We start from the raw sequence: 26,947 nt of genomic DNA on the forward strand, positions 1-26,947 counted from the left end.
CCTCCGTGACGGGACAGATGGGAACGGCGACGCTCCACGCCAAGGGAGCGCCAACGGAGATCCCCTCCCCCTTGCGGGGAGGGGCAGGGGTGGGGGTGGTGCGACCGGGTGAGACCTTTCCGTCATGGCCCGGCCTGTCCCGGTCATCCCAATCAGGAAAAGCACTGTACCTCATCGCATCGGGATCACCGGCACAAGGCCGGTGATGACGCGGTAGGATACGCTTTGGCAATCCTAAGAGTGCAGAGCCTGACACTCCAACCCCCACCCTCGATCCCTCCCCGCAAGGGGGAGGGAAGAAGCAGAGGTCAGTCCCAGAAGCGGGGCCAGGTCTCCTCGAGGTGCGGCCCGAGCCGCACGGCCGCCACGCGCTTGGCCAAGCCGGTGCGGTCGTCGGTTTCCACCGCAACGCCCGAGAGCGTGCCCTCCCCGAGGGCCGGCTCCATGCGCGGCCCGGGGGTCTTCTGGACGAAGCGGCGGATCGATTCCTCCTTCTGCATGCCGAGCACGGAATCGTAGTCGCCGCACATGCCCGCATCGGTCATATAGGCCGTGCCGCCGGGCAGCACCCGGTGATCGGCGGTGGGCACATGGGTGTGGGTGCCCACGACCAGGCTCGCCCGCCCGTCGAAGTAATGGCCCATGGCCTCCTTCTCGCTCGTGGCCTCCGCGTGGACATCGATGACGACGGCATCCGCCACCTGCCCCAGCGGGCAGGTTTCGAGCTCCCGGTCCACGGCGGCGAAGGGATCGTCGAGGGGGTCCATGTAGAGGCGGCCCATGACGTTGATCACCAGGACCCTGTGGCCGGAGCGGGTGTCGATGAGGTTGGCGCCCCGGCCCGGGGTGCCCGGCGGATAGTTCACGGGGCGCAGGAGCCGCGGCTGGCGCTCGATGAAGACCAGGGTCTCGCGCTGGTCCCAGGAATGGTTGCCGAGGGTGATCGCGTCGGCGCCCGCGGCCAGGATCTCGTCGCAGATCGCCTCGTTGATGCCGAACCCTCCGGCCGCGTTCTCGCCGTTGATGACCACGCAGTCGAGCTGCCAGCGGTCGCGCAAGGATGGCAGGCGTTCGATCACCGCGCTGCGGCCGGGCCGCCCGACGATGTCGCCGAGGAAGAGAAGACGCATGATGGTCCTTAAGCAGATTTCGTCCGAATGAGCTCGGCTTCGGTGATGATAACGTCGAGAAGCCGGTCGTGGGGCTCGACCGGAACCGCGTCGATCTCCTGAACCGCATAAGCAAGCCCGATGGTCAAGGTGGGATGCTGCGCTTCCAGGGCCGCGATGGCCCGGTCGAAATGGCCCTTGCCGTAGCCGATGCGCCCTCCCCGGCGGTCGAAGGCGACGAGGGGGACGAGCAGGGCCTTCGGGAAGACCTCCGGCGCATCGGGGCCCGGCTCGCGCACGCCGAAGCCGCCCTTGACCAGCACGTCGCCGGGCTGCCAGAGGCGCCAGCTCAGGTGGGGATGGAGGATCTGGGAGAGGGCCACGTCCTGGCCGCGGTCGAGCAGCGCCTCCATGAGCGGGCGCGGGTCGACCTCGGTGCGGATCGGCCAGTAGCCGCCCACCGGCGTCGCGTTCTGAAGATCGGGGAGTTCGAGCGCCCGGCCTGCGATGCGCCGCGCCGCCTCCTCGCGAAACCCTTTGTCGAGCGCGTCGCGGCTCGCGAAGCCCTCGCGGCGGAGGCGCTCCTTCAGTTCGGGAGGAGAGAGAGAAGTCATAGAGTGCGGAGCCACAAAAGCCGTCGGAGAAGCGATCCCGGGAACCTACAAAGTAGGTGGGCGCCGTATGTCCCGGTCCACGGACCGGGTCAGGGACAGCTCCCTTCAGGATCGATAAGGCCCCGGGGAATATGAACTCCTAACGCGCCCCGCAGCCCCGCCTTCCTTATGTAGGGGTCCGCAGGCCCGGGGGGAAGGGGAAAAGCGGAATGAAACTCATATCTTTCGAGCCGCCTCCGTAACATTCCGAAGTAGCCGGGCTGCCCGAACTCCGCCAAATGCACCGTGTAGGGGATGTGCCATCGACCAGCGGAGGAAACATGGCCCATCTGAAGCACCATCGATACAAAGAGCTGCATCGCAAGGGCCGCACGGCCTCGCCCAGCATCGACGCCATGATGCGGGAGGTGCTGCACAGGCTCGGCGACATCGACTTCCAGTACGAGCTGGAGCTCGACAGGGCCGAGCTGCGCGCTCCGACCCCTGAGTCGAAGGAACATCTCAGGAGACGGATCAGGGCCGCCCATCGCGAGCGGCGCGAGCCCTATGTGGAGCTGCTCGCCACGCTCCGGCAGCGCCAGCACCGCCTCGCCGCGTAACGGCGAGGCACGGCTCAGCCGGATCGGCGGTAATGGTAGCGGTACAGCTCGCGCCGGAACCCGAGCGCCTCATACAGGGCATTGGCGGGGGCGTTCTCCGCGACCACGGCCAGGCAAGCTCCTGTCGCTCCCTGCCGCTCCCGCGCCCAGGCCAGCACCGCGCCGACGGCCTTCCGGCCGAGCCCCCGACGCCGGACGGCCGGATCGGTCACGACGGAGTTCACGCAGACGATCCCGTCGTGGACTGCCCCGTATGCCAGGGCGCCAGCGCGGCCGTCGGCGAGCCGCACCGTCGCGAAGACCGCAGGAACCGCAAGGCTCCCGAGGATCTTCCGGTGGATGGCCCGGGTGGCCTCGCTCTGCCCGTGCAGCCGAGCCAGGGTGCCGAGCCAGACCTCGCCCGGAAAACCCTCCTCCATGGCCGCGTCTCCGGCAGGCTCCGGCGGCGTATCGGCGAAGTCCATGAACAGAACGCGGCTTTCGTCCTCCGGCGGGCCGTAGCCCCGCCGGCCGAGCGCATGGTCCAGGGCGGGATCGGCGGTCGACGGGATGCAGAAGATCGCCGGCAGCCCTTGAGCGCGGTAGACGGCCTCGCAATAGCGGATCTTGCGATCGAGCGGCAGCGTTCCGGGGGCGACGAGGTTCACGGAGTTCGTCCGCCGCGTATGACCGTCCGCCAGCCGGATCAGCCAGCCGTCGAAGACCACTTCGCGCAGGGCCGGCCAGCCGTTCAGGCAGGCCTCTTCGATGCTTCTTGTGAGACGATCTTCGGGAGAGGGAATCATTTTGCTGAACCAGGGCGGCCCTTCGACCGGACACACTTTACGGGTGGAAAACAGATCATCGCCGGTTATGATCGACCGAGGCTTTTGCTCATGTAAACGGTTGTTCCTCCCATGAAAGGCTCACGCTTGACGATGACGTATCCGGTCCTCTCGTAAAGAGCGACGTTGGCCTCGAAAGCAGCATTGGTCAGCAGGCGGGTCTCGGTGCATCCAGCCTCGATGGCCCTGCGCTCCGCATGAGCCAGCAACTGCCGGCCCAGTCCCCTACCCTGATCCTCTGGCCTCACGGCAACATTCTCGATCCAGAGATGATCCTCGCGCAGCATCATCTGGATCAATCCCACTATTCTGGGACCGATGGAGATCACATCGATCCAGTGCTCCCGGACGGCTTGGTCGTAGTCGACGGCCATCGGTCGAGGCTCACGGCCGATAACCGGAACCCACCTTGCATATGCAGCCCGCACAACATCACGGATCATCGCCGCATCTTCCGGTTTTGCAGACCGGAATTCCACATTGGGCTCCGAAAGCATGAGAGTTCCCTAGACGTTGGAAATAAAAACCCTGCCGACCGGATGGTGGGCAGGGCTGCTGGAGCATTGAGAGAAAGCGAAGGGATCTATGCTCCCATACTTCGCCCTCTCGGACTCAACGCAGCGCCCCGTACTGTCGTGCGGAATCGGCGTCGCTGGGCTGAGTTCGAGAAGAGTGCGTTCATAGCGCCATTTGTGCCAACGTATAACATATCTGTCAATTGACGATCTCGGCAGCAGTTCCTGCTCCGGCGCTACCGCAAAGGCAGGTTTTTTGGCTCGAAACAGAGCGCCCGAGATCCCGCTATACCTGCCCCGCCCCGTTGAGGCTGCGCGCCAGCTCCTCGATCCGCTCGGCCGCCCGCTGGACGCCTTCGGCGAGTCGGGCCTCGATGAGGTGGAGGCGTTCGTCGCCGGAGGAAGAGGCGCGCCGGAACTCCGCCATCTCCGCCTCCAGGGCCGCAAGCCGCCCGCGGGCCTCGTGCAGTTCGTCCGCCTGGGAGAGGGCTGCCATCACGTGGAGGCGCAGGTCCCCGATCTCGCCGAAGGAGGCGCGCAGCTCCTCGATGCGGGCGTCGTAGGCCGCGGCCAGGCCTTCGAGATGCCGCTCTTCCCCCTCGCCGCAGGCCATGCGGTAGGTCCGGCCGGCGATGGTCACGGTGACCTGGGGCATCCTCAACCCTCCTCCGGCTCGAGCTGGCCGGCCCGGGCGAGCACGGCCTCGACGGCTCCGATGGCATGGCGGACCCGGCGGCCCACGTCGTCGGCCGCCGCCTCGAAGCGGTGCAGGCGGGTGAGCGCTCCGTCGAGCTCCACGGCGAGGCGGGCCCGGTCGTCCTGCATGAGCTGGAGCTCGGTCTCCAGACCGCCGCGGCGCCGCTCGGCCTCCAGGCGGCGGGAGACCGCCGCCTCGAGGAGCCCCAGGGCCCTGTCCAGCCGCTTCATCGCTTCGTCGAGTGTGGGCGCCATCGTGCCTCCTGAATCGGGGGATGACACTAGGCTTCCCGCGTGAAGCGGGCAACGGTCCACAAGGGGATTACACCCTTTCCAGCCTTTGACTCGCCCGGGCCGCATGTTAAGGAGCCGACGCCTTTTCCAGACAGACCGCCCCGTTGCGGGGCCTCAAGACCTGTGGATCACGCCGTGCTGAATACCGTCTCCGCCGATCGCGTCACCCATTCCGATCTGGCGAACGCCGTGCGCGTCCTCGCCATGGACGCCGTCGAACAAGCCAAGTCCGGCCATCCTGGCCTTCCCATGGGCGCCGCCGACATCGCCACGGTGCTGTTCACCAAGTTCCTGAAATACGATGCCGCCGACCCGGCCTGGCCCGACCGCGACCGGTTCATTCTCTCCGCCGGCCACGGCTCGATGCTGCTCTACGCGCTCCTGCACCTCACCGGCGTGAAGGGCATGACCATCGACGAGCTCAGGAACTTCCGCAAGCTCGACTCGAAGACCCCGGGGCACCCCGAGAACTTCATGACCCCCGGCGTCGAGACCACCACCGGGCCGCTCGGCCAGGGCATCGCCACGGCGGTGGGATTCGCATTGGCCGAGCGCATGCTCAACGCCGAATACGGCAGCGATCTCGTCGACCACTACACCTATGTGCTCGCCTCCGACGGCGACCTGATGGAGGGCATCAGCCAGGAGGCCATTGCGCTCGCAGGCCACCTGAAGCTCAACCGCATGATCGTCCTGTGGGACGACAACGAGATCTCCATCGACGGCCCCCTGTCGCTCGCCGACTCCGTCGACCAGGTGAGGCGCTTCCAGGCCTGCGGCTGGAATGCGATGCGCATCGACGGCCATGACCCGAAGGCGATCCAGCGCGCGATCGCCAAGGCCCAGAAGTCGGACCGCCCGACCCTCATCGCGTGCAAGACCGTCATCGGCTACGGCGCCCCGAAGAAGGCCGGCACCTCCAAGGCGCACGGCGAGCCGCTCGGCGCGGAGGAGCTCGCCGGCGCCAAGGCGGCGCTGGGCTGGAGCCATGCGCCCTTCGAGATCCCGGACGCCATCCGCGATGCCTGGGCCAAGGCCGGCCGGAAGGGGCGCCGCCTGCGCAAGGCCTGGGCGGACCGGGTGAAGGCCCTGGAGCCTGAAAAGCGCGCCGAGTTCGAGCGCCGCCTGAAGGGCGAGCGCCCGAAGGCGCTGGCCGATGCGGTCGCCAAGCTGAAGGACCGGCTCGTCGCCGAGCCGCAGAACGTCGCCACCCGCAAGGCGAGCGAGATCGCGCTCGAGGTCATCACCGAGGCCGTGCCGGAGCTGGTGCTGGGCTCGGCGGACCTGACGCCCTCCAACAACACCAAGACCAAGAACCTCACCGCCATCTCGCCCGGCAACTACGCCGGCCGCTACATCCATTACGGCATCCGCGAACACGGCATGGCGGCGGCCATGAACGGCATCGCGCTCCATGGCGGCTACGTGCCGGCAGGCGCCACCTTCCTGGTCTTCACCGACTATGCCCGTCCCGCCATGCGCATCGCGGCGCTCGCCGGCATCCCGGTGGTCTACGTGATGACCCACGACTCGATCGGGCTGGGCGAGGACGGCCCGACCCACCAGCCGGTGGAGCACCTGGCGGCGCTGCGCGCCATGCCGAAGATGCGCGTGTTCCGCCCCGCCGACGCGCTCGAGACCGCCGAGTGCTGGCAGCTGGCGCTCGAGCGCACGGACGGCCCGACGACCCTGGCGCTCACCCGCCAGAACCTGCCGCAGGTGCGGAAAGAAGCCGGCCAGGGCAACCTCTCGGCCACGGGCGCCTACGAGCTGTCCCCCGCCTCGGGCAAGGCCCGCGCCACCATCTTCGCGTCGGGCTCCGAGGTCGAGATCGCGCTCGCGGCCCAGAAGATCCTGGATGAACAAAGCTTCGCCGTTCGCGTTGTGTCGGTGCCTTCGCTCGACCTCTTCCTCGCTCAGCCCGAGAAAGTTCGCGCCCGCATCATCGGCGATGCGCCGGTGAAGGTCGCGGTGGAGGCGGCCGTGCGCTTCGGCTGGGATTCGGTGATCGGCCCTGACGGAATTTTCGTCGGCATGCATGGGTTTGGCGCCAGCGCGCCCTACAAGGACCTTTACAAGCACTTCGGCATCACCGCCGAGGCGGTCGCCGAAAAGGTCCTCAGGACTCACAATCTCTAAGGCCTGGGAGACCTCAGGCCGGAAAACGCAAGGGAGCTAAGACTATGACGGTGAAGGTCGCGATCAACGGGTTCGGTCGCATCGGACGCAACATCCTCCGCGGCATCGTGGAGAGCGGCCGCAAGGACATCGAGGTGGTGGCCATCAACGACCTCGGCCCGGTCGAGACGAACGCCCACCTGCTCCGCTTCGACTCCGTCCACGGCCGCTTCCCGGCGGAAGTCGCGGTCGACGGCGAGTTCCTCGTCATCAACGGCCAGAAGATCCGCGTCACGGCGATCAAGGACCCGGCGACCCTGCCCCACCGGGAGCTCGGCGTCGACATCGCGCTGGAATGCACCGGCATCTTCACCTCGAAGGACAAGGCCTCCGCGCACCTCGCCGCCGGCGCCAAGCGCGTGATCGTCTCGGCCCCCGCCGACGGCGCCGATCTCACGGTCGTCTACGGCGTCAACCACGACAAGCTGACGAAGGACCATGTGGTCATCTCGAACGCCTCCTGCACCACGAACTGCCTCGCCCCCGTGGCGAAGGTGCTTCACGAGGCGGTGGGCATCGAGAAGGGCTTCATGACCACGATCCACTCCTACACCAACGACCAGCCGACGCTCGATCAGATGCACAAGGACCTCTACCGCGCCCGCGCGGCGGCCCTGAACATGATCCCGACCTCGACCGGCGCCGCCAAGGCCGTGGGCCTCGTGCTGCCCGAGCTCAACGGCAAGCTCGACGGCTCCTCGATCCGCGTGCCGACCCCGAACGTCTCCGTGGTCGACTTCAAGTTCGTGGCCAGGAAGACCACCACGAAGGAAGAGATCAACGCCGCGATCAAGGCGGCCGCCGACGGCCCGCTCAAGGGCATCCTCGGCTACACGAATGCCCCGAACGTCTCCTCCGACTTCAACCACGACCCGCACTCCTCCGTGTTCCACATGGATCAGACCAAGGTCATGGAGGGCAACTTCGTGCGCGTGCTGTCCTGGTACGACAACGAGTGGGGCTTCTCGAACCGCATGGCGGACACCGCCATCGCCATGGCGAAGCTCATCTAAGGGAGGCCTGTGAATGACCGCCTTCCGCACGCTCGACCAGGCCGACGTCAAGGGAAAACGCGTTCTCGTCCGGGTGGACCTCAACGTCCCCATGGAGAACGGCCGGGTGACGGACGCGACGCGCATCGAGCGCGTCCTGCCCACCATCCGGGAGATCGCCGACAAGGGCGGGAAGGTGATCCTTCTCGCCCATTTCGGGCGCCCGAAGGGCCGCGATCCTAAAGAGTCCCTGAAGCCCGTCGCGGAGGCGGTCTCGCAGCATCTCGGCAAGGCGGTAGCCTTCGCCGACGACTGCATCGGCGAAAGCGCCGCCCGGGCGGTCAGCGCCCTGAAGGACGGCGACGTGCTCCTCCTCGAGAACACCCGCTTCCATGCAGGCGAGGAGAAGAACGACCCGGCTTTCATCCAGGAACTGGCGAAGCTCGGCGACCTCTACGTGAACGACGCCTTCTCCGCCGCGCACCGGGCGCACGCCTCGACCGAGGGTCTCGCCCGGGTGCTGCCGTCCTATGCCGGCCGCACCATGCAGGCGGAGCTCGACGCCCTGACGAAGGGCCTCGAGGCGCCCAAGCGCCCCGTCGTCGCCATCGTGGGCGGCGCCAAGGTCTCGACCAAGATCGACCTGCTCGAAAACCTCGTGACCAAGGTGGACGCCCTGGTCATCGGCGGCGGCATGGCCAACACCTTCGTCCACGCCACGGGCCTCGGCGTCGGCAAGTCGCTCGCCGAGAAGGACCTTGCCGCGACCGCCATGCGCATCATCGAGAAGGCGCGGGAGGCCAACTGCGCCATCATCCTGCCCGTGGACGGCGTCTGCGCCTACGAGTTCAAGGCCGGCGCCCTCAACCACACCTACGGCATCGACGCGATCCCCGAGGACCAGATGATCCTGGACGTGGGCTCCCAGTCGGTGGAGCGCATCAACGCGGCGATCAACGATGCGGCGACGCTGGTGTGGAACGGGCCGCTCGGCGCCTTCGAGATCCCGCCCTTCGACCAGGGCACCGTGGCGGCGGCCCGCCACGCGGCCCAGCGCACCCGGGAAGGCAAGCTCGTCTCCGTCGCCGGCGGCGGCGACACGGTGGCGGCGCTCAACCATGCTGGCGTTGCGGACAGCTTCACCTATGTATCCACGGCAGGCGGCGCCTTCCTGGAATGGCTCGAGGGCAAGTCCCTGCCCGGCGTGGAAGCGCTGAGAGCCTGAAAACGGCCCGAGCCGAAGGGGCTACCCCTTCGGCACCCGGGACGGCACGGGAAGATCGCTTAAGCTAAGGTTCAGTTTCGGCGCGCTTAAAACGACGCGCCCAATAAGGAGGATAGGATGGCCCGCATCACGATGAGGCAGCTTCTGGATCACGCAGCCGAGCACGGCTACGGCGTGCCTGCCTTCAACATCAACAACATGGAGCAGGCGCTCGCGATCATGGCGGCGGCCAACGAGGTCGATGCGCCCGTCATCATCCAGGCGTCCCGCGGCGCCCGCCAATACGCCAACGACGTCATGCTCAAGCACATGATGGACGCCGTGACCGAGATCTACCCGCACATCCCGGTCTGCGTGCATCTCGACCACGGCAACGAGCCCGCCACCTGCATGACCGCCATCCAGGCCGGCTTCACCTCGGTGATGATGGACGGCTCGCTCAAGGCCGACGGCAAGACCCCGGGCGACTGGGACTACAATGTGGGCGTCACCAAGAAGGTGGTGGAGATGGCCCATCTCGGCGGCATCTCGGTGGAGGGCGAGCTCGGCGTGCTCGGCTCCCTCGAGACCGGCATGGGCGACAAGGAGGACGGCCACGGCGCCGAGGGCAAGCTCTCCCACGACCAGCTGCTGACCAACCCGGACGAGGCGGTGAAGTTCGTGGCCGAGACCAAGGTCGACGCGCTCGCCATCGCCATGGGCACCTCGCACGGCGCCTACAAGTTCACCCGCAAGCCCGACGGCGCGATCCTGGCCATGCACGTGATCGAGGAGATCCACAAGAAGCTCCCGAACACCCACCTCGTGATGCACGGCTCGTCCTCGGTGCCGCAGGAGCTGCAGGACATCATCAACAAGTACGGCGGCCAGATGAAGCCCACCTGGGGCGTGCCGGTGGAGGAGATCCAGCGCGGCATCAAGCACGGCGTGCGCAAGATCAACATCGACACCGACAACCGCATGGCCATGACGGGCCAGATCCGCAAGGTTCTGCAGGAGAACCCGGGCGAGTTCGACCCGCGCAAGTACCTGAAGCCCGCCATGGAGGCGATGACAAAGCTCTGCAAGCAGCGCCTGCAGGAGTTCAACACCGCCGGCCAGGCCTCGAAGATCAAGCGGGTCTTCACCCTCGCCGAGATGGCCAAGCGCTACGCCTCCGGCGAGCTCGACCCCACCTTCGGCTCGGCCCGCCAGGCGGCGGAGTAAGGCGATCAGGCTTTCGCCTCAATCATCCTCGACAAGCGGGGCCTCGCAAGAGCGCCCCGTTTTCGTTATGGGAAGGCCGTCTTCCCTTTCTGACCCCTGTGACCCATGGCCGATACCGCCGCCCGCCTCTACCTGATCACCCCCGTCCTGGAGGACGCCTCCTTCGCGCCGCGCCTTGCCGAGGCCTGCGCGGCAGGCCGCGTGGCCGCCGTGCTGCTGCGGCTGAAGCCCGCCGACGAGCGCAGCCTGACCAACCTGGTGAAGGCCCTCGCCCCTGCCGCTCAGGAGCATGGCGCCGCCGTGCTCGTCACCGCCGAGGGCCAGGCGGACCTCGCCACCATCGCCGCCAGGGGCGGGGCCGATGGAGCCCATGTGACCGGCGCCGACCCTGCCCTCGTCCGGGAACTGCGCGATCGCCTGAAATCCGAGCGCGCCATCGGCGCCGGCGGCATCCGCACCAGGGACGACGCCATGACGCTGGGCGAGGCCGGCGTCGACTACCTGCTCTTCGGCGAGCCGCGCCCGGACGGGTCGCTGCCCCCGCTGGAGAGCGTGGTGGAGCGGGCCGCTTGGTGGGCCGAGATCTTCGAGACGCCCTGCGTCGCCTATGCCCCGACCCTGGAGGCCGTGGGGCCGCTCGCCGCCACGAATGCCGAGTTCGTGGCCCTGGGCGATGCGGTGTGGTCCCATCCTGAAGGCCCGGCCGCCGCCCTGAAGGCCGCCGCCGGGATCCTGGACCGGCAGGGGGCCACCCAGTGAGGCGCCACGCCTGGATTCTCGCCGGCGCCCTGCTCGCAGCCGCCGCGCCCGGCCATGCGGCGCAGCCCGACCTCGCCTATGGCGCCTATCAGCGCGGCCTCTACCTGACCGCGTTCCGCGAGGCGACCCTGCGGCTCGAGAGGAACAACGGCGACGCCGCGGCCATGACCCTGCTGGGCGAGCTCTACAACCAGGGCCTCGGCATCCCGATGGATGCGAAGAAGGCCTCCGAGTGGTATCGGCTGGCGGCCCAGCGGGGCGATGCCCATGCGATGGCCTCCCTCGGCCTCATGGCCCTCGACGGGCGCGGCATGGCCAAGAACCCCGCCCAGGGGCGGGCCTGGCTGGAGGAGGCCGCCGCCAGGGGCAATCCCCTCGCCTCTCACAACCTCGCCCTGCTCCTCCTCACCAGCGAAGCCAGCGCCGACCTGCAGAAGGCGGTCGAGCTCCTGAAGAAGGCCGCCGCGGCCGAGATCCCCGATGCGCAGCACGCGCTCGGCGTGCTGTATCTCAAGGGGCGCGGCGTGGAGCGCAACGCCGCGGAGGCCGCCCGCCTGTTCGAGCGCGCCGCCAGGAACGGCAGCTCCGTCGGCGAGGTGGAATACGCCATCCTGCTCTTCAACGGCGACGGCGTCGCGGCGAGCGAATCCCAGGCCGCGCGCTATTTCCGCCGGGCCGCCGCCAAGGGCAACGCCATCGCCCAGAACCGCCTCGCCCGCCTGCTCGCGGCCGGCCGGGGCGTGCCCGCCAACAAGGTCGACGCCGCCGCCTGGCACATTCTGGCGGCAGCGCAGGGCCTGGCCGATCCCTGGCTCGACAACGCCTTGAAGGACCTCACCCCCGAGGATCGCAAGCGGGCCGAGAGGCTCGCCGCCGAGCGCCTCGGCATGCGGTAATTGCGTCCTCTCCCGTCGCCGCCGGCCTCATACCGGTGACGACGGGTTGAGGGCGGCCAGCCACACAAAATCCCAAGACCGGGATCATTCGAGCGCCTGCCCGGTTGTTCAACCGCTTGACGCCAATCCTCCCGTAGTCCATCGACCACACTCTCTTTCAAAACCGCTCTTTGTCAGGACCTGCACGATGATCCGCTCGCCCCTCATGACCGTCATGACCGATGCCGTGATGAAGGCCTCGCGCTCCCTCAAGCGCGATTTCGGCGAGGTCGAGAACCTGCAGGTCTCGCGCAAGGGGCCGGGCGACTTCGTCTCCGCCGCCGACCGCAAGGCGGAAAAGATCCTGCGCGAGGCCCTCGAGAAGGCCCGCCCCGGCTACGGCTTCGTCATGGAGGAGGAAGGCGTCGTCCAGGGCACGGACCCCAGCCACCGCTGGCATATCGACCCCCTCGACGGCACCACGAACTTCCTGCACGGCCTGCCCCAGTTCGCCATCTCCGTGGGGCTCGAGCGCGACGGCCAGATCGTCGCCGGCGTGATCTACGATCCGATCAAGGACGAGCTCTTCATCGCCGAGCGCGGCAAGGGCGCCTATCTCAACAACCGCCGCATCCGCGTGGCGGCCCGCAGCGACCTCGCCGACGCGGTGGTGGCCTGCGGCCTGCCCCATATCGGCAAGGGCGACCACGGCCTGTTCCTGCGCGAATCCGCCACCGTGATGAGCTATGTGGGCGGCATGCGCCGCTTCGGCGCCGCCTCCCTCGACCTCGCCTATGTGGCCTGCGGGCGCTTCGACGCCTATTGGGAGCGGGGCCTGAGCTCCTGGGACATGGCGGCGGGCATTCTCATGATCCGCGAGGCCGGCGGCTTCGTCTCCGATGCCGACGGCGGCTCCGACCCGCTGGGGAAGGGCACGATCGCCTGCGGCAACGAGACCCTGCACCGGGACCTGCTCAAGCTGCTGAAGAAGGCGAAAGGCTGATATTTCTGTTCGTGCCGGGGGCCGGGCCAACGGTCGCGCTTGATCCTTCGGACGGGCGCGGCCACATTGGGGCAGCCCCGAAGCACGAAAGCACAGGATAACGATGGCGGACCAAACCCTTACCCCACCGCGGATCTACCTCATCCGCATGGCGGTCTTTCTGGTTTTGGCAGGGTTCATCGCCTTCATCCTCTACCGGCAGATCTGGGAGGCCTTCCAGGCCAATCCGGGCCTCAACGCCCTCATCCTGGGCGTGATGTTCATCGGCATCGTGCTCGCCATCCGGCAGGTCTGGCGCCTGTTTCCGGAGGTGCGGTGGGTCAACACCCTCCGGCAGAGCGAGGAAGGGCTCGTCGCCCCCACGCCGCCGGTCCTGCTGGCCCCGCTCGCGGCCCTGATGGGCAACAGGCCGGGCCATTCGGGCCTCTCGGTGGCCGCCACCCGCTCGGTGCTCGACTCCATCGGCGCCCGCCTCGACGAGAGCCGCGAGATCGTGCGCTATCTGGCCGGCCTTCTCGTCTTCCTCGGCCTCCTCGGCACCTTCTGGGGCCTCATCGACACGGTGGGCTCGGTCGGCCGCATCATCTCGTCGCTCCGGACGGGGCAGGATTCGGCGGTGCTGTTCGACGAATTGAAGAACTCCCTTGCCGGGCCGCTCCAGGGCATGGGCCTGTCCTTCTCCGCCTCCCTCTTCGGCCTGGCGGGCTCCCTCGTCCTCGGCTTCCTCGACCTTCAGGCCGGCCAGGCGCAGAACCGCTTCTACACGGAGCTGGAGGACTGGCTCGCCACCTCCACCACGGATGCTCCCGTCGAGCCCTCCCTGCGCGCCGGCGCCACGCCCCAGGACCTGACGCTCGCCCTCAACCGGCTGACCGCCGCCGTCAACGACGGCGCCGGCGGACGGGCCGCGACCCAGGCCATGGCGAACCTGGCCGAGGGCGTGCAGGGCCTCGTCCAGCACATGCGCGCCGAGCAGCAGATGATCCGCGACTGGGTGGAGGCCCAGGCCGCCCGCGAGAAGGAGCTGAAGCAGGTGCTCGACCGGCTCTCCCGTGAAAGGCTGCCCTGATGCCGGTCTCGAGCGCAGGCGGGCGGCGGCGCGGGCGCGGCGGCCAGATCAACTACTGGCCCGGATTCGTGGACGCCCTGTCCACCCTGCTGCTCGCCATCATCTTCCTGATCTCGGTCTTCACGGTGGGCCAGTTCTTCCTCTCCCGCGAGCTCTCCGGACGCGACACGGTGCTCGACCGGCTCAACCGCCAGATCGCCGAGCTCACCGACCTCCTCTCCCTCGAGCGCTCCAACCGGCGCAGCATCGAGGAGACGGTCACCTCCCTTCAGACGACCCTGCGCGCCAACGAGGCCGAGCGGGCGCGCCTGCAGGGGCTGCTCGACAGCGGCGGCGCGGCGCAGGCCCAGGCGCAGCAGCTGGGCACCCAGCTCGAGGCCGAGCGCCAGGCCACGGGCCGGGCGCTCAGCCAGGTGGAGATCCTCAACCAGCAGATCGCCGCCATGCGCCGGCAGCTCGCGGCGCTCGAGGAGGCGCTCGCGGCCTCCGAGAACCGGGACCGGGAGAGCCAGGCCCGCATCGCCGATCTCGGCAGCCGCCTCAACGTGGCGCTCGCCCAAAGGGTGCAGGAGCTCGCCCGCTACCGCTCCGACTTCTTCGGCCGCCTGCGCCAGATCCTCGGCAACCGGCCGGACGTGCGCATCGTCGGCGACCGCTTCGTGTTCCAGTCGGAGGTGCTCTTCCCGGCGGGCCAGGCCTTCCTGCGCCCCGAGGCCTCGGGCGAGATCGACCGCATCGCGAGCGCCCTGATCGAGCTCGAGAAGCAGGTTCCGCCCGACATTCCCTGGGTGATCCGGGTCGACGGCCATACCGACCAGCGCCCCATCAACACCCCGCAATTCCCCTCGAACTGGGCCCTGTCCTCCGCCCGCGCCATCGCCGTGGTGCAGGCGCTCGTCGCCCGCGGCGTCCAGCCCCAGCACCTCGTCGCCGCCGGCTTCGGCGAGTTCCAGCCGCTGGACACCGGCACCACGGAAGAGGCCTATGCCCGCAACCGGCGCATCGAGCTGAAGCTGACGGAGCGGTGAAACTCCGTCAGCTTGAGTTTAGTTACAGGGGCTTACCAAGGTAAGCTGCTACTTTGGATGTCTGAACACCTACTTGTCTCACAGCATTGATGAGCTGCTCACGAGTGATGTTCCACTTCTTAGTCCAGTATTGGACCTCCCACTCCTCATGGATGTTGATCTTGGTAGGATCTTGAGGACGCCGGATATTGAGATTGTCAGGCATTCTTGCACTCCTGGTTCTATATGCGGTATCTCCGCAACCAGAAGTTATGTACATCCTATAGAGACTACAAGATTACGTTAAGCTCACTCCGCCGCCTCGCTCCGCTCCTGCTCCCCCGTGAACTGCAGCCGTGCGAGGCGCGCGTAGAGGCCGCCCCTGGCGAGGAGGGTCTCGTGGGTGCCCTCCTCCGCGATCCGGCCCTGGTCCATGACGAGGATCCGGTCGGCGGAGCGGATGGTGGCGAGCCGGTGGGCGATGACGAGGGTGGTGCGGCCCTCCATCAGCCGGTCGAGGGCTCCCTGAACCTTGCGCTCGCTCTCCGCATCGAGCGCCGAGGTGGCCTCGTCGAGGAGCAGGATCGGCGCGTCCTTGAGGATGGCGCGGGCGATGGCGAGGCGCTGGCGCTGGCCGCCGGAGAGGGTGATGCCGCGCTCGCCGATCTGGGTCTGGTAGCCCTGCGGCATGGCCTGGATGAAGCCGTCGGCGGAGGCGAGCTCCGCGGCGCGGCGCACCTCCTCCTCCGTGGCCTCCGGGCGGCCGTAGCGGATGTTGTCGAGAACCGAGGCCGCGAAGATCGTCGGCTCCTGCGGCACCAGGGCCATGCGGGCGCGCAGGGCGAAGGGATCGGCCTCGGCGATGGGCACGCCGTCGACCCGGATCGTGCCTTCCTGCGGGTCGTAGAAGCGCAGCAGCAACTGCAGGATGGTGCTCTTGCCCGCGCCGGAGGGCCCGACGATGGCCACCCGCTCTCCCGAAGCGACCGCGAAGCTGAGGCCGTGCAGCGCCTGCTGCTCCGAGCGGGTCGGATAGGCGAAGCGAACCTCCTCGAAGGACACGGTGCCCAGCGGCGGGTTCGGCAGGGGCTTCGGGTGGCGCGGTGCCTTGATCGCGGGCCGCGCCGCCAGGATCTCGCCGATGCGCTCCGCCGCGCCGGCGGCCTGGGCGAGCTCGCCATAGACCTCCGAAAGCTGGCCGAGGGAGCTTGCGGCAAAGACCGCGTAGAGCACGAACTGCGACAGGCGCCCGCCCGTCATCTGCCCCGCCAGCACGTCCTGCGCGCCGTACCAGAGAACCCCGACGACGCTCGCGGAGACGAGGAAGATGCCCGCGCCGGTGAGGAAGGCGCGCATGGTCGTGGAGAGCCGGGCGGCGTGGAAGGCCTCCTCCGCGGCGGCGGCAAAGCGCGATGCGGTGAGGCTTTCCATGCCGAAGGCCTGCATGGTGCGCACGGCCCCGATGGCCTCCGCCGCAAAGGCCGAGGCGTCGGCCAGCCGGTCCTGCGCCGCCCGCGACCGGCGCCGCACGGCGCGCCCGGAGAAGACGAGCGGCAGGACGATGACCGGAATGGCGAGAAGCACGAGGGCCGAGAGCTTCGGGCTCGTGACGATCATGAGCGTCACGGCGCCCACGAAGAGGAACAGGTTGCGCAGGGCGATCGAGATGCTGACGCCGAACGCCGCCTTGACCTGGGTGGTGTCGGCGGTGAGCCGCGAGACGATCTCGCCGCTCCGGGTCTGGTCGAAGAAGGCAGGGTCCAGGGAGGTCAGGTGGCGGAACACGGCGGCGCGCAGGTCCGCCACGACCCGCTCGCCCAGGGTGATGACGCAGTAATAGCGAAGGGCGCTGGAGAGGGCGAGCACGCCCACCACCACGACCAGCAGGACGAAATAGGCATTGATGAAGGCCCGCCCCTCCTCGGAGAAGCCGAAATCGATCACCCGGCGCACGGCGATGGGAACCACGAGCGTGGCCGCGGAGGCGAGGATGAGGGCGCCGAGCGCCGCGGCGATCCTGCCCTTGTAGGCGAGGCCGTAGGGGATGAGCGGCTTCAGGGCGCTCAGGGCAGCCTTGGGGCGGGATGGGGCGGAGGGCAAATCGGCCATGTCAGCCTTCGTCGAGGGAACCGCGGAGAGGAGCTGTGTCCATTGGCACGGAATCAGCTCTTTTCGTTTGAGGTGTCTCAATTTCCGGCAGCGAAGCAGGCTCACCCCGCCGAAAAGTGATCTGGGGCGGTTTAGCACCTTTGCCCCGGCTTGTTTCAAGGGTCTAAGTGGGGTATAGGCGCGCATCCATCAATTCAGGCTCGATCTACCCTGCGGGCTGACCAGACTTGGCTGGCCGCGAGAAGGACTATGGCAATGGCGCGCAAAGAAACCGATCATCCCGACTACCACTTCATCAAGGTGGTCATGACCAACGGCACCGAGTACACCACCCGCTCGACCTACGGCAAAGAGGGCGACACCCTCAACCTCGACATCGACCCGAACACCCATCCGGCCTGGACCGGCGGCCAGCAGCAGCTGCTCGACCGCGGCGGTCGCGTGTCGCGCTTCAACTCGAAGTTCGCCGGCCTCGGCCTCGGCGGCAAGAAGTAAGCCGGCAGCAGCGCCGGCCGTTTCAGGCCATCCTGCGAAAGCCCCGCTTCGGCGGGGCTTTTTCGTTGGCCGCATCGTTCCGCGGTTCTCTCTCACGCCCCAACCCTAGCCCTCCTCCATCAAAATCAGGGGCAGGAGAGGGCCAGGTGCGGGTGCAGTGTTCTCACTTTGTTCTTGACTTCTGCTGCAAGCTGGGCTATATCATGGCTCATCCTCGTCCGGTGAGGGGCGCGCTCGCGAGGCGTCGCAGATGCGGGACGGGGCGCGGTCCCGCCGCAGGCCTCGCACGCCTGTGGTCGCGGGAGGCCGACCCTGGGCTCTGCCGCAGGAGGTCCGCCTGAAAAGAACCGCGCGTGACGAGCAGTCCGGCTCTTCACCTTCCACCATCATCCATCGAGCCGGGCTGCCCCAAGCGCCACCCTCGAGCAACCCTGACGGCTCGCAGCTCACGCTGCGGGCCCGAAGGCGCTGGATCTTTGAAAGACTCACCACCTGCGTCATCCCGGACGGCGTGAGCCGATCCGGGATCGCATGACCCATGAGGCGCTCTTTCCCTCCCCCTTGTGGGGAGGGCCAGGGTGGGGGTGTGAGCGAGTGCCTATAAAGGTCAGGCGCCGACACCCCCGCGAGACGGGCCCGGCTCACTCAGATCGACCGGCAGCGATCAAGGCTCCTATTGCGGAGGTCCAAAAGCCTTCTGCAGCAGGCCGAGCTGGTCCGCGACCGGATTCGGGGCTGCGGACTGGACGGGGGCCTCCCCCTCGGAGATCAGGCGCTCCAGGTGGAGGATCCTGGCATGGAGACGGGTCGCCAGGCCTATGAGCTCCCTCAGCCGGGCGGGCAGGGCCTCGTACTCGGCCACGGTGGCGGCCGTCTCCGGCGTGTTGAGGCGGACCCGGTTCTTCTCGCTCCGGGCCTGATCCGGGGAGATCTCCCCCTCCGCGACGGCCCGCTGCAGCAGCAGCCAGGACGCCACCTGCATCAGCCGGGTGGTGAGGCGCATGCTCTCGCTGGCATAGATGAGGCTCGCCTGACGGGGCAGATGGCGCGATTCCTCGCGGCCGGGCCCGTCGAGATAGGCGGCGGTCTCCTCGATCAGCTCCATGCCTTCCTGGAACAGGGCCTTGAAGGCCTCGGACCCGACGAAGCTCTGCCCGAACCGGACAGGATCGATGTCGAGCTGGATCACGTCGGGTTCGTTCACGCGCATCTCCCAAGCCTTGCCATTCCGCCGCGAGGGGCGGAGGCATTCCGAACGCATGGGAAGATTATAGAGCGGCTCGCGGGAACTTGCCTCGCTAACCTCTTCTTAAGGTTAAGCCTGCTCCCCTCAAAAATCGAGCCGCTCGAGGCGGCTCTTCAAGTCTAACAGGGAAGCGTCAAACAGAGTGGACCGAAAAGCCACCCGGCATCCAGAGAGAGAGAGAAATCTGGATGCCTCTAGGATGCCTCGGATTGGTTAACGGGCCGTTAAGGCTCCTCGACATTTCCCGGATCGATTCATCACGCCGATCCCTCACACCGATTCCTGGCCGATCTTGAAGAAGGCGCTGGCGGCAGCCAGGGAGCTTTCCTTTCTAGCCTTCGCCTCCTTGAGGCGGGCGATCTCCCGCTCGAGCACCTCGACACGCTCGTCGAGCTCGTCGATGGAGAGCATCGACAGGTCCTGGCCGATTTCGTGCCCATTGAAGACGCGGCGCGGTTCATCGGCAAAGGGATCGAGGGCCATGGCATTCTCCTCCGCAACGGTTGATCGGGACGTTAATCCGGCATGTATTCCTTGCCAACAGAGCCTATATCCCGGGAGCTTGTTGACCAAAGGAGGGGAAAATGGGGCAGATCCCGGACACGATGCGCGCCGTCGTCGCGCAAGGCAGCGGCGGGCCCGAGGTCCTGAAGGTGGTCCAGCGTCCCGTTCCCCAGCCCGGGAAGGGTGAAATCCTGGTCCGGGTGAAGGCGGCGGGCGTCAACCGTCCCGACGTGCTCCAGCGGCAGGGCGGGTATCCCCCTCCCCCCGGCGCGCCCGACATCCTGGGGCTCGAGATCGCGGGCGATGTCGCGGCTTCGGGCCCCGGCGCGGCGCGCTTTCCCGTCGGCACGCCGGTCATGGCCCTTGTCCCGGGGGGCGGGTACGCGGAATACGCCCTCGCCCACGAGAGCAACGCCCTGCCCGTTCCGTCCGGCCTCTCCGTGGAGGAGGCGGGCGCCATCCCGGAGACCTATTTCACCGTCTGGACCAATGTGTTCGACCGCGGCCGCCTGCAGCCGGGCGAGACCCTTCTCGTCCATGGCGGGACCTCCGGCATCGGCACCACGGCGATCCAGCTCGCCAAGGCTTTCGGGGCCAAGGTGATCGCCACCGCCGGCTCGCCCGAGAAATGCGAGGCCTGCCGGCGGCTCGGCGCGGATGCGGCGGTCAATTACCGGACCGAGGATTTCGTCGCGGCGGTCAAGGAGGCCACCGGCGGGCGCGGCGCGGACGTGATCCTCGACATGGTGGGCGGGGACTACATCCCCCGCAACTACGAGGCCGCCGCCCAGGACGGGCGGATCGTGCAGATCGCCTTCCTCCAGGGCCCCAGGGTCGAGGTCGATTTCCGCCGCCTGATGGTCAAGCGCCTCACCCATACGGGTTCGACCCTGCGGCCACGCTCCCCGGCGGAGAAGGCGGCGATCGCCCGCTCGCTCGAGGCCAAGGTCTGGCCGCTCCTGGCCGAGGGCCGCTGCCGGCCGGTGATGGATTCGGCTTTTCCACTGGAGGACGCAGCCAAGGCTCATGCCCGCATGGACGGGGGCGAGCACATCGGGAAGATCGTGCTCACCCTATAAAGTTTGCAACATCGCGGCACGATCCCTATAATCATCCCGTTTCCCTCACATCGTGAGACGAGATGCTCCGGTCCGCACCGGTTCGGAGCGCAAGAGAGTTTTGCCGTGCGGCGCCGATCATCCGGCGCCCGGCCTGAAGGAGGTTCGCTTACATGTCCCAGGGACCGCTGATGCCGAAGGCGACGGCCGTTTGGCTCGTCGAGAATACATCGCTGTCGTTCGACCAGATCGCCGATTTCTGCAAGCTCCACCCGCTCGAGGTGAAGGGCATTGCCGACGGCGAGGTCGCGGCGGGCATCAAGGGCCTCGACCCGGTGACCACGGGCCAGCTGACCCGCGAGGAGATCGAGAAGGCGCAAAGCGACCCGAACCACCGCCTCCGGCTCGCCGAATCGCGGGTGAAGCTGCCCGAGCAGAAGCGGGTCAAGAAGGGGCCGCGCTACACCCCCGTCTCCCGCCGCCACGACCGCCCCAACGCCATCCTCTGGCTCGTGCGCAACCATCCCGAGCTGAAGGATGCGCAGATCATGCGCCTCGTGGGCACCACCAAGACCACGATCCAGCAGGTCCGCGACCGCACCCACTGGAACTCGGCCAGCCTTACCCCCATGGACCCGGTGACGCTGGGTCTCTGCTCGCAGATCGACCTGGATTTCGAGGTGCAGCGCGCCGCCAAGGACCGCCCGCAGGTGGAGCCCCAGGAGCATGGCGGCACCCTGATGCCGGCGGAGGTCTCCACCGCTCCCGAGCGGCCCGCCGATCCCTTCGCCGACATGAGCCGCCCGAAGCCGGCTCAGGAAGACAACATCGACCTCAACTCCGTCTTCGCCAAGCTCAAGACGCTCAAGCGTTCGGACGACGAGGACGACCGGTAAGTTTCACGCAGAACGGCCCGGAGCGATCCGGGCCTTTTTGTTGGTCATGTGGTCATTTCGGACGGAGCGCAGCGAGGATCCGGGATCGTCTTCAGAACGATACGCCACCAGCCCTCTCCCCCCTTGTGGGGGAGAGTTGGAGAGGGGGGGTGTAGCGCCGGACTGGAACCAAGGTGGCGCCAGCACCCCCCTCCCGGCCGCTGCCGCGGCCACCCTCCCCCACAAGGAGGGAGGGGATACCTGCGCCACACTCGCTTAACGATCCCGGGTTCTGCTGAGCAGCCCCAGTATGACGCTTGCAGCCTCAGCCCGTCACGCCCCTGGCCCGCAGCGCCTCCCCGATCTCCTCGAGAATGATCGGATCGTCGATGGTGGCGGGGGTCGTCCATTCCTCGCCGTCGGCGATCTTCTTCATGGTGCCGCGCAGGATCTTGCCCGAGCGGGTCTTGGGCAGCCGCGGCACGGTGATGGCGAGCTTGAAGGCGGCCACGGGGCCGATCTTCTCGCGCACGAGGCCGACGAGCTCCTTCTCGATCTCCTCGGGCGCCTTCTGGACGCCGGACTTCAGCACCACGAAGCCGCAGGGCACCTCGCCCTTCAGGCTGTCCTTGACGCCGATGACGGCGCATTCCGCGACCGCCGGATGGGAGGCCAGCACCTCCTCCATGCCGCCCGTCGAGAGGCGGTGGCCGGCGACGTTGATGATGTCGTCGGTGCGGCCCATCACCCAGACGTAGCCGTCCTCGTCGATGTAGCCCGCATCCGAGGTGTTGTAGTAGCCGGGATAGACCGAAAGATAGGATTCCCGGAAGCGCTGGTCCGCGTTCCAGAGCGTGGGCAGGCAGCCGGGAGGCAGGGGCAGCTTCGCCACGATGGTGCCCATCTTGCCCCGTCCGACGGATTTCCCGCTCTCGTCCAGCACGTCGAGCTCGTAGCCGGGCACGGCGACCGTGGGCGAGCCGTGCTTGACCGGCAGCGCTCCGAGGCCGAGCAGGTTGCCCGCCACCGGCCAGCCGGTCTCCGTCTGCCACCAATGGTCGATGACCGGGACGTTCAGGATGTCCTCGGCCCATTTCACGGTGTCGGGATCCGCCCGCTCCCCTGCCAGGAACAGGGCGCGGAAGGACGAGAGATCGTACCTCTTCAGGAGGTCCGCGTTCGGATCCTCCTTCTTGATCGCCCGGAAGGCCGTGGGCGCGGTGAAGAGCGTGACGACGCCGTGGTCGGCGATCACCCGCCAATAGGCGCCCGCATCGGGGGTCCCCACCGGCTTGCCCTCGTAGAGGATCGCCGTGCAGCCGTGAAGCAGCGGCCCGTAGACGATGTAGGAATGGCCCACGACCCAGCCTACGTCGGAGGCGGCCCAGAAGACCTCGCCGGGCTTCACGCCGAAGAAGTACTCCATCGACCACTTGAGCGCGACCATGTAGCCGCCGTTGTCGCGCACCACGCCTTTGGGCTTGCCGGTGGTGCCGGAGGTGTAGAGCACGTAGAGCGGGTCGGTGGCGGCCACCGGCACGCATTCGGCCCTGCGGCCTTCCCTTCGGGCGCGTGCGGTCTCGCTCTGCCAGTCGCGGTCGCGGCCCTCCACGAGGGAGGCCTCGCATTGCGGCCGCTGGTAGATCAGGCAGGATTCGGGCTTGGAGGCCGAGAGCGTGATGGCCTCGTCCAGCAGCGGCTTGTAGGCCAGAACCCGGGCGCCCTCGATGCCGCAGGAGGCGGAGAGGATCGCCTTCGGCTTGGCGTCGTCGATGCGGGTGGCGAGCTCCTTCGGGGCGAAGCCGCCGAAGACCACCGAATGGATCGCGCCGATGCGGGCGCAGGCCAGCATCGCGAAGGCGGCCTCGGGGATCATGGGCATGTAGATGACGACCCGGTCGCCCTTCTCGACCCCCATGTCCCGCAGCACGGCGGCGAGCGTCGCCACCTCGTCCTGCAGCTCGGCATAGGTGACGGCGCGCTTCGTGCCGGTGACGGGGCTGTCGTAGATGATGGCGGCCTGCTCGCCGCGCTGGGCCACGTGCCGGTCGACCGCGTTGTGGCAGGTGTTGCAGACGGCGTCGGTGAACCAGCGCCCGTAGATCCCGGCCTTCGGATCGAACACCGTGCCGGCGGGCCTGATCCAGTCGATCCCCCGCGCGGCCTCAGCCCAGAACCCCTCCGGATCGGCTTTCCAGCGGGCATAAACCTCATGATAGCGGCTTTGGGTCGATGACATGGCGTTTCCCCGTTGCGTTCACTGCATGAGACTTCGCGTGGCTGCTGTGGTAGCAGGCGGTTGTGCCGTGGTCAGCGGAGACTTTCGGCGATCCGACTTTCGGCGAGTTCCTTCGTGATTACCGATCCTCTCTTCTATGCCGCGGCCATTCCGGCCGTGACGCTTCTCGGCCTCGCCAAGGGCGGCTTCTCCGGGCTCGGAATGCTCTCCCTGCCGCTCATGGCCCTGGTGGTGTCGCCCGTGCAGGCGGCCGCCATCACCCTGCCGATCCTGATGGTGCAGGATGTCGTCTCGGTTTGGGCCTACCGGTACACATGGGACCGGCGCAACGTGGCCATCCTGGTGGGGGGCGCCGTGTCGGGCATCGTCACGGGCTACCTGCTGGCCGCACAGGTCTCCGACGCCGCGATCAAGCTCGCCGTCGGGTTGATCTCCATTGCGTTCGCCATCCGCCGCCTGGTGCTGGAGCGGGGCGGACGGGAGCCGAAGGCAACCACGGCCGACCTGCCGCGGGGCCTCTTCTGGGGCTGGGTGACGGGGTTTACCAGCATGATCGCCCACGCGGGCGGCCCGCCGTTCCAGATCTACGTGATGCCCCAGCGCCTGCCGCGGGACGTGTTCGTGGGAACGGGGGCGGTGGTGTTCGCGCTCATCAACTGGATCAAGGTGCCGCCCTACCTGGCGCTGGGCCAGTTCACCGTCGAGAACATGGCCACCGCGGCGGCGCTCTTTCCCGTGGCGATCGCCTCCACCTGGGCCGGGGTCCTGCTGGTGCGGCGCGTCTCCGGCCAGAGCTTCTACACGGCGGTCTATGTGCTGCTGGTTCTGGTGGGCCTCAAGCTCGCCTATGACGGCGCGGCCGCTCTGCTGTAGGCACGCAAACGAAAGCCGCCGCTCCAGGGATGAAGCGACGGCTTCCGGGTTGGGGATTGTTCTGGAACCGCGCGGCTAGTGCACCGCCGATTCGGAGCTTCTCAATCGGGCGATCTCATCCTTGAGCTGAAGCTTCCTTCGCTTGAGTTCTGCCAACTTCATGTCATCTGCCGCGGGTCTGCTGAGGGTGTCCTGGATCTCGCGCTCGAGGGCGCGATGCTTGCGCTCCAGTTCCGACAGGTGATTCTGCAGTGGCATGTCAGTTCCTCCTATGTGATCTACTGACCCGGCTATTGTGCCTGCGAGAGTGTGGCGAGTCGAAGGCAAAATTTGCAGAATCGAGAGCTGAAGATGCTCGTCTGATCTTGCCCTCCACAGGCCCTCAGAGCATACTTCGCGCCTCTTGGCCCGGCGTCCTTAGGCGACTTGGCATTGAGCGCATCGTGCGGAAAAGTGGACCCGGTTTTCGCTGGCGCGGCCCGCTGGGTCCGCGCCCAACGATGCGCCGCTCGAGGGATTGAGTATCGGATCGATCCCGAGAGCGAAGACCACTTTGGGGTCCGATGCTCTGGAAATTTTCAATGACCGAATTGGCTGAACTGGAAGCGGAATTGGCCCGTCTCAAGCAGGAGCACCGCGACCTCGACATGGCGATCGACGCCCTGGAGAGCATGGTCGCCGGGGACCAGCTGCAGGTGCAGCGCCTGAAGAAGCGCAAGCTCGCCCTCAAGGACCAGATCATGCGGCTCGAGGATCAGCTGACCCCCGACATCATCGCCTGAAACGCCCGGCTTTCCCGGAACGGCCTTGCCTGCCGGGAGCGGCTTCGCTATTCCCGCTGGACACCCTTGGGCCGCATCCTTGGCCTTTGCAGCCGGAGCCACGCCATGGCGGGATTCCCTATCGCCATCATCATGGGCAGCCAGTCCGACTGGGCCACCATGCGCCACGCCGCCGAGACCCTCGATGCGCTCGGCATCGCCTACGACGCCCGCATCGTCTCCGCCCACCGCACGCCGGACCGGCTCTACGACTTCGCCAGGAGCGCCAAGGCGGAGGGCTTCCAGGTGATCATCGCCGGCGCCGGCGGGGCCGCCCACCTCCCGGGCATGACCGCCGCCATGACCCCCCTGCCCGTCTTCGGCGTGCCCGTGGAATCCAAGGCCCTCTCGGGTCAGGACAGCCTGCTCTCCATCGTGCAGATGCCGGCCGGCATCCCGGTCGGGACCCTGGCCATCGGCCGTGCCGGCGCCGTCAATGCCGCCCTGCTCGCCGCCGCCGTGCTCGCCCTGCACGATCCGGAGCTCAGCCGGCGCCTCGACGACTGGCGCAGGCGCCAGAGCGAGAGCGTGGCCGAGCGGCCCTCCAACGAAAGCTGACCCCGCATGATCCGTCCCGGCTCCACCCTCGGCATCCTCGGCGGCGGGCAACTCGGCCGCATGATCGCCATGGCGGCGGCGCAGCTGGGCCTCAAGACCCACATCTACGCGCCGGAGGAGAACAGCCCCGCCTTCGACGTGGCCACCGAGGTCACCGTCGCCCCCTATGAGGACGAGGCGAGCCTGGTGCGCTTCGCCAAGGCCGTGGACGTGGTCACCTACGAATTCGAGAACGTGCCGAGCGAGACCGCCGCCACCCTGAGCGCCCATGCCCTGCTCGCGCCCAATGCCCAGGCGCTGGCCGTGGCGCAGGACCGGTTCCTGGAAAAGAGCTTCATCGCGGGCCTCGGCATCGACGTCGCCCCCTTCGAGGTCTTCGCGGACGAGGCGGAACTCGGCGAGGTGCTGGAGCGCATCGGCCGGCCCGCCGTGCTCAAGACCCGGCGCTTCGGCTACGACGGCAAGGGGCAGGCGATGCTCCGGCCCGGGACGGACGCCGCTGCCGCCTGGGTGGAACTCGGCCGCGCGCCGGCCATCGTCGAGGGCTTCGTGCCCTTCGAGCGGGAGGTCTCGGTGGTGGCGGCCCGCACCGCGTCGGGCGCCTTCGCAGCCTATGATCTGTGCGCCAACGAGCACCGCCACCATATTCTGGACTTAACCCGGGTTCCCGCGGGCGTCTCGCGGGAGACGGAGGAACAGGCGGTCCGGATCGCCCGCGCCATCGCCGAGGCCCTGGACTATGTGGGCGTGCTGGCGGTGGAGATGTTCCTGGTCTCGGACGGGGGCCGGGAGCGCCTCGTGGTCAACGAGATCGCCCCGCGGGTGCACAATTCGGGCCACTGGACCCTGGGCGGCGCCGTGACCTCGCAGTTCGAGCAGCATGTGCGCGCCGTCTGCGGCTGGCCTCTGGGGAGCGCCGCCCGCCTCGGGCGCGTGGAGATGCGCAACCTGATCGGCCACGATGTGGACGCCTGGGAGGAGATCCTCGCCGAGCCCGGCGCGCATCTGCACCTCTACGGCAAGGCGGAGGCGCGGGCCGGCCGCAAGATGGGGCATGTGACCCGGGTTTTCCCGGAACGGGATTGAAACCTTTTCGAATCCTGGCGGTTATCGATCTGGCCCGGCGGTTTTCTTCAGAGGCAACCCTGGACAGGCAGGGCTTCTTCTGATATCGACGCCGGCCAGATAGAGGTGCGCTTGACGC

General features: G+C 67.8%; 29 protein-coding genes and 1 other RNA gene. 17 read left to right on the forward strand and 13 right to left on the reverse strand.

The genetic code is table 11. The annotated features are described in order from the left end of the window. Positions 1-308 precede the first annotated feature (308 nt). The 3 genes from GR303_RS15565 to ssrS all read right to left on the reverse strand — a co-directional run bounded on the left by GR303_RS15565 (position 309) and on the right by ssrS (position 1,884). Positions 309-1,130, reverse strand: a complete 822-nt coding sequence (locus GR303_RS15565) for a TIGR00282 family metallophosphoesterase (RefSeq protein ID WP_161723915.1) — start codon at positions 1,128-1,130, stop codon at positions 309-311. A gap of 8 nt (positions 1,131-1,138) precedes the next feature. Continuing rightward, positions 1,139-1,723, reverse strand: a complete 585-nt coding sequence (locus tag GR303_RS15570) for a 5-formyltetrahydrofolate cyclo-ligase (protein WP_161723917.1) — start codon at positions 1,721-1,723, stop codon at positions 1,139-1,141. A gap of 4 nt (positions 1,724-1,727) precedes the next feature. Further along, a non-coding RNA gene (gene ssrS, locus GR303_RS15575) (6S RNA) lies at positions 1,728-1,884 on the reverse strand. A 159-nt stretch (positions 1,885-2,043) separates the two neighbouring features. Between ssrS and GR303_RS15580 the strand changes: the two genes are divergently transcribed. Next, on the forward strand, positions 2,044-2,322 hold the full coding sequence (locus GR303_RS15580; protein ID WP_161723919.1) for a hypothetical protein: 279 nt from the start codon (positions 2,044-2,046) through the stop codon (positions 2,320-2,322). A 14-nt stretch (positions 2,323-2,336) separates the two neighbouring features. Here the strand turns inward: GR303_RS15580 and GR303_RS15585 are convergent, their stop codons facing one another. The 4 genes from GR303_RS15585 to GR303_RS15600 all read right to left on the reverse strand — a co-directional run bounded on the left by GR303_RS15585 (position 2,337) and on the right by GR303_RS15600 (position 4,612). Next, positions 2,337-3,107, reverse strand: a complete 771-nt coding sequence (locus GR303_RS15585; RefSeq protein WP_161723921.1) for a GNAT family N-acetyltransferase — start codon at positions 3,105-3,107, stop codon at positions 2,337-2,339. Positions 3,108-3,172: 65 nt separating this feature from the next. Next, complete coding sequence (locus tag GR303_RS15590) at positions 3,173-3,589, reverse strand: GNAT family N-acetyltransferase (protein WP_246205657.1); 417 nt, start codon at positions 3,587-3,589, stop codon at positions 3,173-3,175. A 358-nt stretch (positions 3,590-3,947) separates the two neighbouring features. Next, positions 3,948-4,316, reverse strand: a complete 369-nt coding sequence (locus GR303_RS15595) for a cell division protein ZapA (protein WP_161723925.1) — start codon at positions 4,314-4,316, stop codon at positions 3,948-3,950. Positions 4,317-4,318: 2 nt separating this feature from the next. Beyond that, positions 4,319-4,612, reverse strand: coding sequence for a DUF4164 domain-containing protein (locus tag GR303_RS15600; protein WP_161723927.1), 294 nt, complete (start codon positions 4,610-4,612; stop codon positions 4,319-4,321). 174 nt (positions 4,613-4,786) lie between these two features. Between GR303_RS15600 and tkt the strand changes: the two genes are divergently transcribed. From tkt to GR303_RS15645, 9 genes are all read left to right on the forward strand, one after another. Continuing rightward, positions 4,787-6,790: a transketolase gene (tkt, locus tag GR303_RS15605; RefSeq protein WP_161723928.1), complete on the forward strand. Its 2,004-nt coding sequence runs from the start codon at positions 4,787-4,789 to the stop codon at positions 6,788-6,790. A gap of 44 nt (positions 6,791-6,834) precedes the next feature. Continuing rightward, positions 6,835-7,842 (forward strand): type I glyceraldehyde-3-phosphate dehydrogenase, encoded by a 1,008-nt coding sequence (gap, locus tag GR303_RS15610; protein ID WP_161723930.1) that lies wholly within the window; start codon positions 6,835-6,837, stop codon positions 7,840-7,842. Positions 7,843-7,855: 13 nt separating this feature from the next. Next, positions 7,856-9,046: a phosphoglycerate kinase gene (locus tag GR303_RS15615; RefSeq protein ID WP_161723932.1), complete on the forward strand. Its 1,191-nt coding sequence runs from the start codon at positions 7,856-7,858 to the stop codon at positions 9,044-9,046. Positions 9,047-9,163: 117 nt separating this feature from the next. Next, entirely contained in the window at positions 9,164-10,252 is a 1,089-nt protein-coding gene (gene fba / locus GR303_RS15620; protein ID WP_161723934.1) for a class II fructose-bisphosphate aldolase, read from the forward strand. A gap of 105 nt (positions 10,253-10,357) precedes the next feature. Beyond that, complete coding sequence (locus GR303_RS15625; protein WP_161723935.1) at positions 10,358-11,011, forward strand: thiamine phosphate synthase; 654 nt, start codon at positions 10,358-10,360, stop codon at positions 11,009-11,011. Next, positions 11,008-11,907, forward strand: a complete 900-nt coding sequence (locus GR303_RS15630) for a tetratricopeptide repeat protein (RefSeq protein WP_161723937.1) — start codon at positions 11,008-11,010, stop codon at positions 11,905-11,907. Before GR303_RS15625 ends, GR303_RS15630 begins: the two co-directional genes overlap by 4 nt. Positions 11,908-12,094: 187 nt before the next feature. Continuing rightward, entirely contained in the window at positions 12,095-12,889 is a 795-nt protein-coding gene (locus tag GR303_RS15635) for an inositol monophosphatase family protein (RefSeq protein ID WP_161723939.1), read from the forward strand. Positions 12,890-12,992: 103 nt separating this feature from the next. Next, positions 12,993-13,958: a flagellar motor protein MotA gene (locus GR303_RS15640; RefSeq protein WP_161723941.1), complete on the forward strand. Its 966-nt coding sequence runs from the start codon at positions 12,993-12,995 to the stop codon at positions 13,956-13,958. After that, entirely contained in the window at positions 13,958-14,986 is a 1,029-nt protein-coding gene (locus GR303_RS15645) for a peptidoglycan -binding protein (protein ID WP_161723943.1), read from the forward strand. Before GR303_RS15640 ends, GR303_RS15645 begins: the two co-directional genes overlap by 1 nt. 22 nt (positions 14,987-15,008) lie before the next feature. Here GR303_RS15645 and GR303_RS15650 read toward each other — a convergent pair whose 3' ends face one another. Together GR303_RS15650 and GR303_RS15655 are read right to left on the reverse strand one after the other, a co-directional pair. After that, on the reverse strand, positions 15,009-15,191 hold the full coding sequence (locus tag GR303_RS15650) for a DUF3606 domain-containing protein (protein WP_161723945.1): 183 nt from the start codon (positions 15,189-15,191) through the stop codon (positions 15,009-15,011). An 83-nt stretch (positions 15,192-15,274) separates the two neighbouring features. Then, the gene (locus GR303_RS15655; RefSeq protein ID WP_161723947.1) at positions 15,275-17,074 is read right to left on the reverse strand and encodes an ABC transporter transmembrane domain-containing protein; all 1,800 of its coding nucleotides are present in this window, start codon (positions 17,072-17,074) and stop codon (positions 15,275-15,277) included. A 255-nt stretch (positions 17,075-17,329) separates the two neighbouring features. Here GR303_RS15655 and rpmE point away from each other — a divergent pair, with 255 nt between their 5' ends. Continuing rightward, complete coding sequence (gene rpmE, locus GR303_RS15660; protein ID WP_201752080.1) at positions 17,330-17,569, forward strand: 50S ribosomal protein L31; 240 nt, start codon at positions 17,330-17,332, stop codon at positions 17,567-17,569. A 673-nt stretch (positions 17,570-18,242) separates the two neighbouring features. Here the strand turns inward: rpmE and rcdA are convergent. Together rcdA and GR303_RS15670 are read right to left on the reverse strand one after the other, a co-directional pair. Then, positions 18,243-18,773: a protease adaptor protein RcdA gene (gene rcdA, locus GR303_RS15665; RefSeq protein WP_161723951.1), complete on the reverse strand. Its 531-nt coding sequence runs from the start codon at positions 18,771-18,773 to the stop codon at positions 18,243-18,245. Between the two features lie 312 nt (positions 18,774-19,085). Further along, on the reverse strand, positions 19,086-19,298 hold the full coding sequence (locus tag GR303_RS15670) for a DUF1192 domain-containing protein (RefSeq protein ID WP_161723953.1): 213 nt from the start codon (positions 19,296-19,298) through the stop codon (positions 19,086-19,088). A 101-nt stretch (positions 19,299-19,399) separates the two neighbouring features. Between GR303_RS15670 and GR303_RS15675 the strand changes: the two genes are divergently transcribed. Then, complete coding sequence (locus GR303_RS15675) at positions 19,400-20,398, forward strand: NAD(P)H-quinone oxidoreductase (protein WP_161723955.1); 999 nt, start codon at positions 19,400-19,402, stop codon at positions 20,396-20,398. Positions 20,399-20,550: 152 nt separating this feature from the next. Further along, positions 20,551-21,273, forward strand: a complete 723-nt coding sequence (locus GR303_RS15680; protein ID WP_161723957.1) for a DUF1013 domain-containing protein — start codon at positions 20,551-20,553, stop codon at positions 21,271-21,273. Positions 21,274-21,577: 304 nt separating this feature from the next. On the opposite strand, the gene GR303_RS15685 is transcribed toward GR303_RS15680, so the two are convergent. Continuing rightward, positions 21,578-23,491 carry a propionyl-CoA synthetase gene (locus GR303_RS15685; RefSeq protein WP_161723958.1) on the reverse strand — a complete coding sequence of 638 codons (1,914 nt, stop codon included), beginning with the start codon at positions 23,489-23,491 and terminating at the stop codon, positions 21,578-21,580. Positions 23,492-23,605: 114 nt separating this feature from the next. On the opposite strand from GR303_RS15685, the gene GR303_RS15690 reads away from it, so the two are divergent. Next, positions 23,606-24,364 carry a TSUP family transporter gene (locus GR303_RS15690; protein WP_161723960.1) on the forward strand — a complete coding sequence of 253 codons (759 nt, stop codon included), beginning with the start codon at positions 23,606-23,608 and terminating at the stop codon, positions 24,362-24,364. 75 nt (positions 24,365-24,439) lie between these two features. Here the strand turns inward: GR303_RS15690 and GR303_RS15695 are convergent, their stop codons facing one another. Further along, complete coding sequence (locus tag GR303_RS15695; protein WP_161723962.1) at positions 24,440-24,622, reverse strand: YdcH family protein; 183 nt, start codon at positions 24,620-24,622, stop codon at positions 24,440-24,442. 323 nt (positions 24,623-24,945) lie between these two features. Between GR303_RS15695 and GR303_RS15700 the strand changes: the two genes are divergently transcribed. The 3 genes from GR303_RS15700 (at position 24,946) to GR303_RS15710 (ending at position 26,829) form a co-directional block, all read left to right on the forward strand. After that, complete coding sequence (locus GR303_RS15700; RefSeq protein WP_201752083.1) at positions 24,946-25,146, forward strand: YdcH family protein; 201 nt, start codon at positions 24,946-24,948, stop codon at positions 25,144-25,146. A 105-nt stretch (positions 25,147-25,251) separates the two neighbouring features. Continuing rightward, complete coding sequence (gene purE, locus GR303_RS15705; RefSeq protein WP_161723966.1) at positions 25,252-25,743, forward strand: 5-(carboxyamino)imidazole ribonucleotide mutase; 492 nt, start codon at positions 25,252-25,254, stop codon at positions 25,741-25,743. Between the two features lie 6 nt (positions 25,744-25,749). Beyond that, positions 25,750-26,829: a 5-(carboxyamino)imidazole ribonucleotide synthase gene (locus GR303_RS15710; protein ID WP_161723968.1), complete on the forward strand. Its 1,080-nt coding sequence runs from the start codon at positions 25,750-25,752 to the stop codon at positions 26,827-26,829. Positions 26,830-26,947 lie beyond the last annotated feature (118 nt).

This window comes from Microvirga arsenatis (assembly GCF_009910705.1).
GTDB lineage: Bacteria > Pseudomonadota > Alphaproteobacteria > Rhizobiales > Beijerinckiaceae > Microvirga > Microvirga arsenatis.

Excerpts from the sequence above, each read along its gene's own strand:
- GR303_RS15565 (WP_161723915.1), bottom strand. The coding sequence starts at position 1,130 with ATGCGTCTTCTCTTCCTCGGCGACATCGTCGGGCGGCCCGGCCGCAGC.
- GR303_RS15570 (WP_161723917.1), bottom strand. The coding sequence starts at position 1,723 with ATGACTTCTCTCTCTCCTCCCGAACTGAAGGAGCGCCTCCGCCGCGAG.
- GR303_RS15580 (WP_161723919.1), top strand. The coding sequence starts at position 2,044 with ATGGCCCATCTGAAGCACCATCGATACAAAGAGCTGCATCGCAAGGGC.
- GR303_RS15585 (WP_161723921.1), bottom strand. The coding sequence starts at position 3,107 with ATGATTCCCTCTCCCGAAGATCGTCTCACAAGAAGCATCGAAGAGGCC.
- GR303_RS15590 (WP_246205657.1), bottom strand. The coding sequence starts at position 3,589 with ATGATCCGTGATGTTGTGCGGGCTGCATATGCAAGGTGGGTTCCGGTT.
- GR303_RS15595 (WP_161723925.1), bottom strand. The coding sequence starts at position 4,316 with ATGCCCCAGGTCACCGTGACCATCGCCGGCCGGACCTACCGCATGGCC.
- GR303_RS15600 (WP_161723927.1), bottom strand. The coding sequence starts at position 4,612 with ATGGCGCCCACACTCGACGAAGCGATGAAGCGGCTGGACAGGGCCCTG.
- gap (WP_161723930.1), top strand. The coding sequence starts at position 6,835 with ATGACGGTGAAGGTCGCGATCAACGGGTTCGGTCGCATCGGACGCAAC.
- GR303_RS15615 (WP_161723932.1), top strand. The coding sequence starts at position 7,856 with ATGACCGCCTTCCGCACGCTCGACCAGGCCGACGTCAAGGGAAAACGC.
- fba (WP_161723934.1), top strand. The coding sequence starts at position 9,164 with ATGGCCCGCATCACGATGAGGCAGCTTCTGGATCACGCAGCCGAGCAC.
- GR303_RS15625 (WP_161723935.1), top strand. The coding sequence starts at position 10,358 with ATGGCCGATACCGCCGCCCGCCTCTACCTGATCACCCCCGTCCTGGAG.
- GR303_RS15635 (WP_161723939.1), top strand. The coding sequence starts at position 12,095 with ATGATCCGCTCGCCCCTCATGACCGTCATGACCGATGCCGTGATGAAG.
- GR303_RS15640 (WP_161723941.1), top strand. The coding sequence starts at position 12,993 with ATGGCGGACCAAACCCTTACCCCACCGCGGATCTACCTCATCCGCATG.
- GR303_RS15645 (WP_161723943.1), top strand. The coding sequence starts at position 13,958 with ATGCCGGTCTCGAGCGCAGGCGGGCGGCGGCGCGGGCGCGGCGGCCAG.
- GR303_RS15650 (WP_161723945.1), bottom strand. The coding sequence starts at position 15,191 with ATGCCTGACAATCTCAATATCCGGCGTCCTCAAGATCCTACCAAGATC.
- GR303_RS15655 (WP_161723947.1), bottom strand. The coding sequence starts at position 17,074 with ATGGCCGATTTGCCCTCCGCCCCATCCCGCCCCAAGGCTGCCCTGAGC.
- rpmE (WP_201752080.1), top strand. The coding sequence starts at position 17,330 with ATGGCGCGCAAAGAAACCGATCATCCCGACTACCACTTCATCAAGGTG.
- GR303_RS15670 (WP_161723953.1), bottom strand. The coding sequence starts at position 19,298 with ATGGCCCTCGATCCCTTTGCCGATGAACCGCGCCGCGTCTTCAATGGG.
- GR303_RS15675 (WP_161723955.1), top strand. The coding sequence starts at position 19,400 with ATGGGGCAGATCCCGGACACGATGCGCGCCGTCGTCGCGCAAGGCAGC.
- GR303_RS15680 (WP_161723957.1), top strand. The coding sequence starts at position 20,551 with ATGTCCCAGGGACCGCTGATGCCGAAGGCGACGGCCGTTTGGCTCGTC.
- GR303_RS15685 (WP_161723958.1), bottom strand. The coding sequence starts at position 23,491 with ATGTCATCGACCCAAAGCCGCTATCATGAGGTTTATGCCCGCTGGAAA.
- GR303_RS15695 (WP_161723962.1), bottom strand. The coding sequence starts at position 24,622 with ATGCCACTGCAGAATCACCTGTCGGAACTGGAGCGCAAGCATCGCGCC.
- GR303_RS15700 (WP_201752083.1), top strand. The coding sequence starts at position 24,946 with ATGACCGAATTGGCTGAACTGGAAGCGGAATTGGCCCGTCTCAAGCAG.
- purE (WP_161723966.1), top strand. The coding sequence starts at position 25,252 with ATGGCGGGATTCCCTATCGCCATCATCATGGGCAGCCAGTCCGACTGG.
- GR303_RS15710 (WP_161723968.1), top strand. The coding sequence starts at position 25,750 with ATGATCCGTCCCGGCTCCACCCTCGGCATCCTCGGCGGCGGGCAACTC.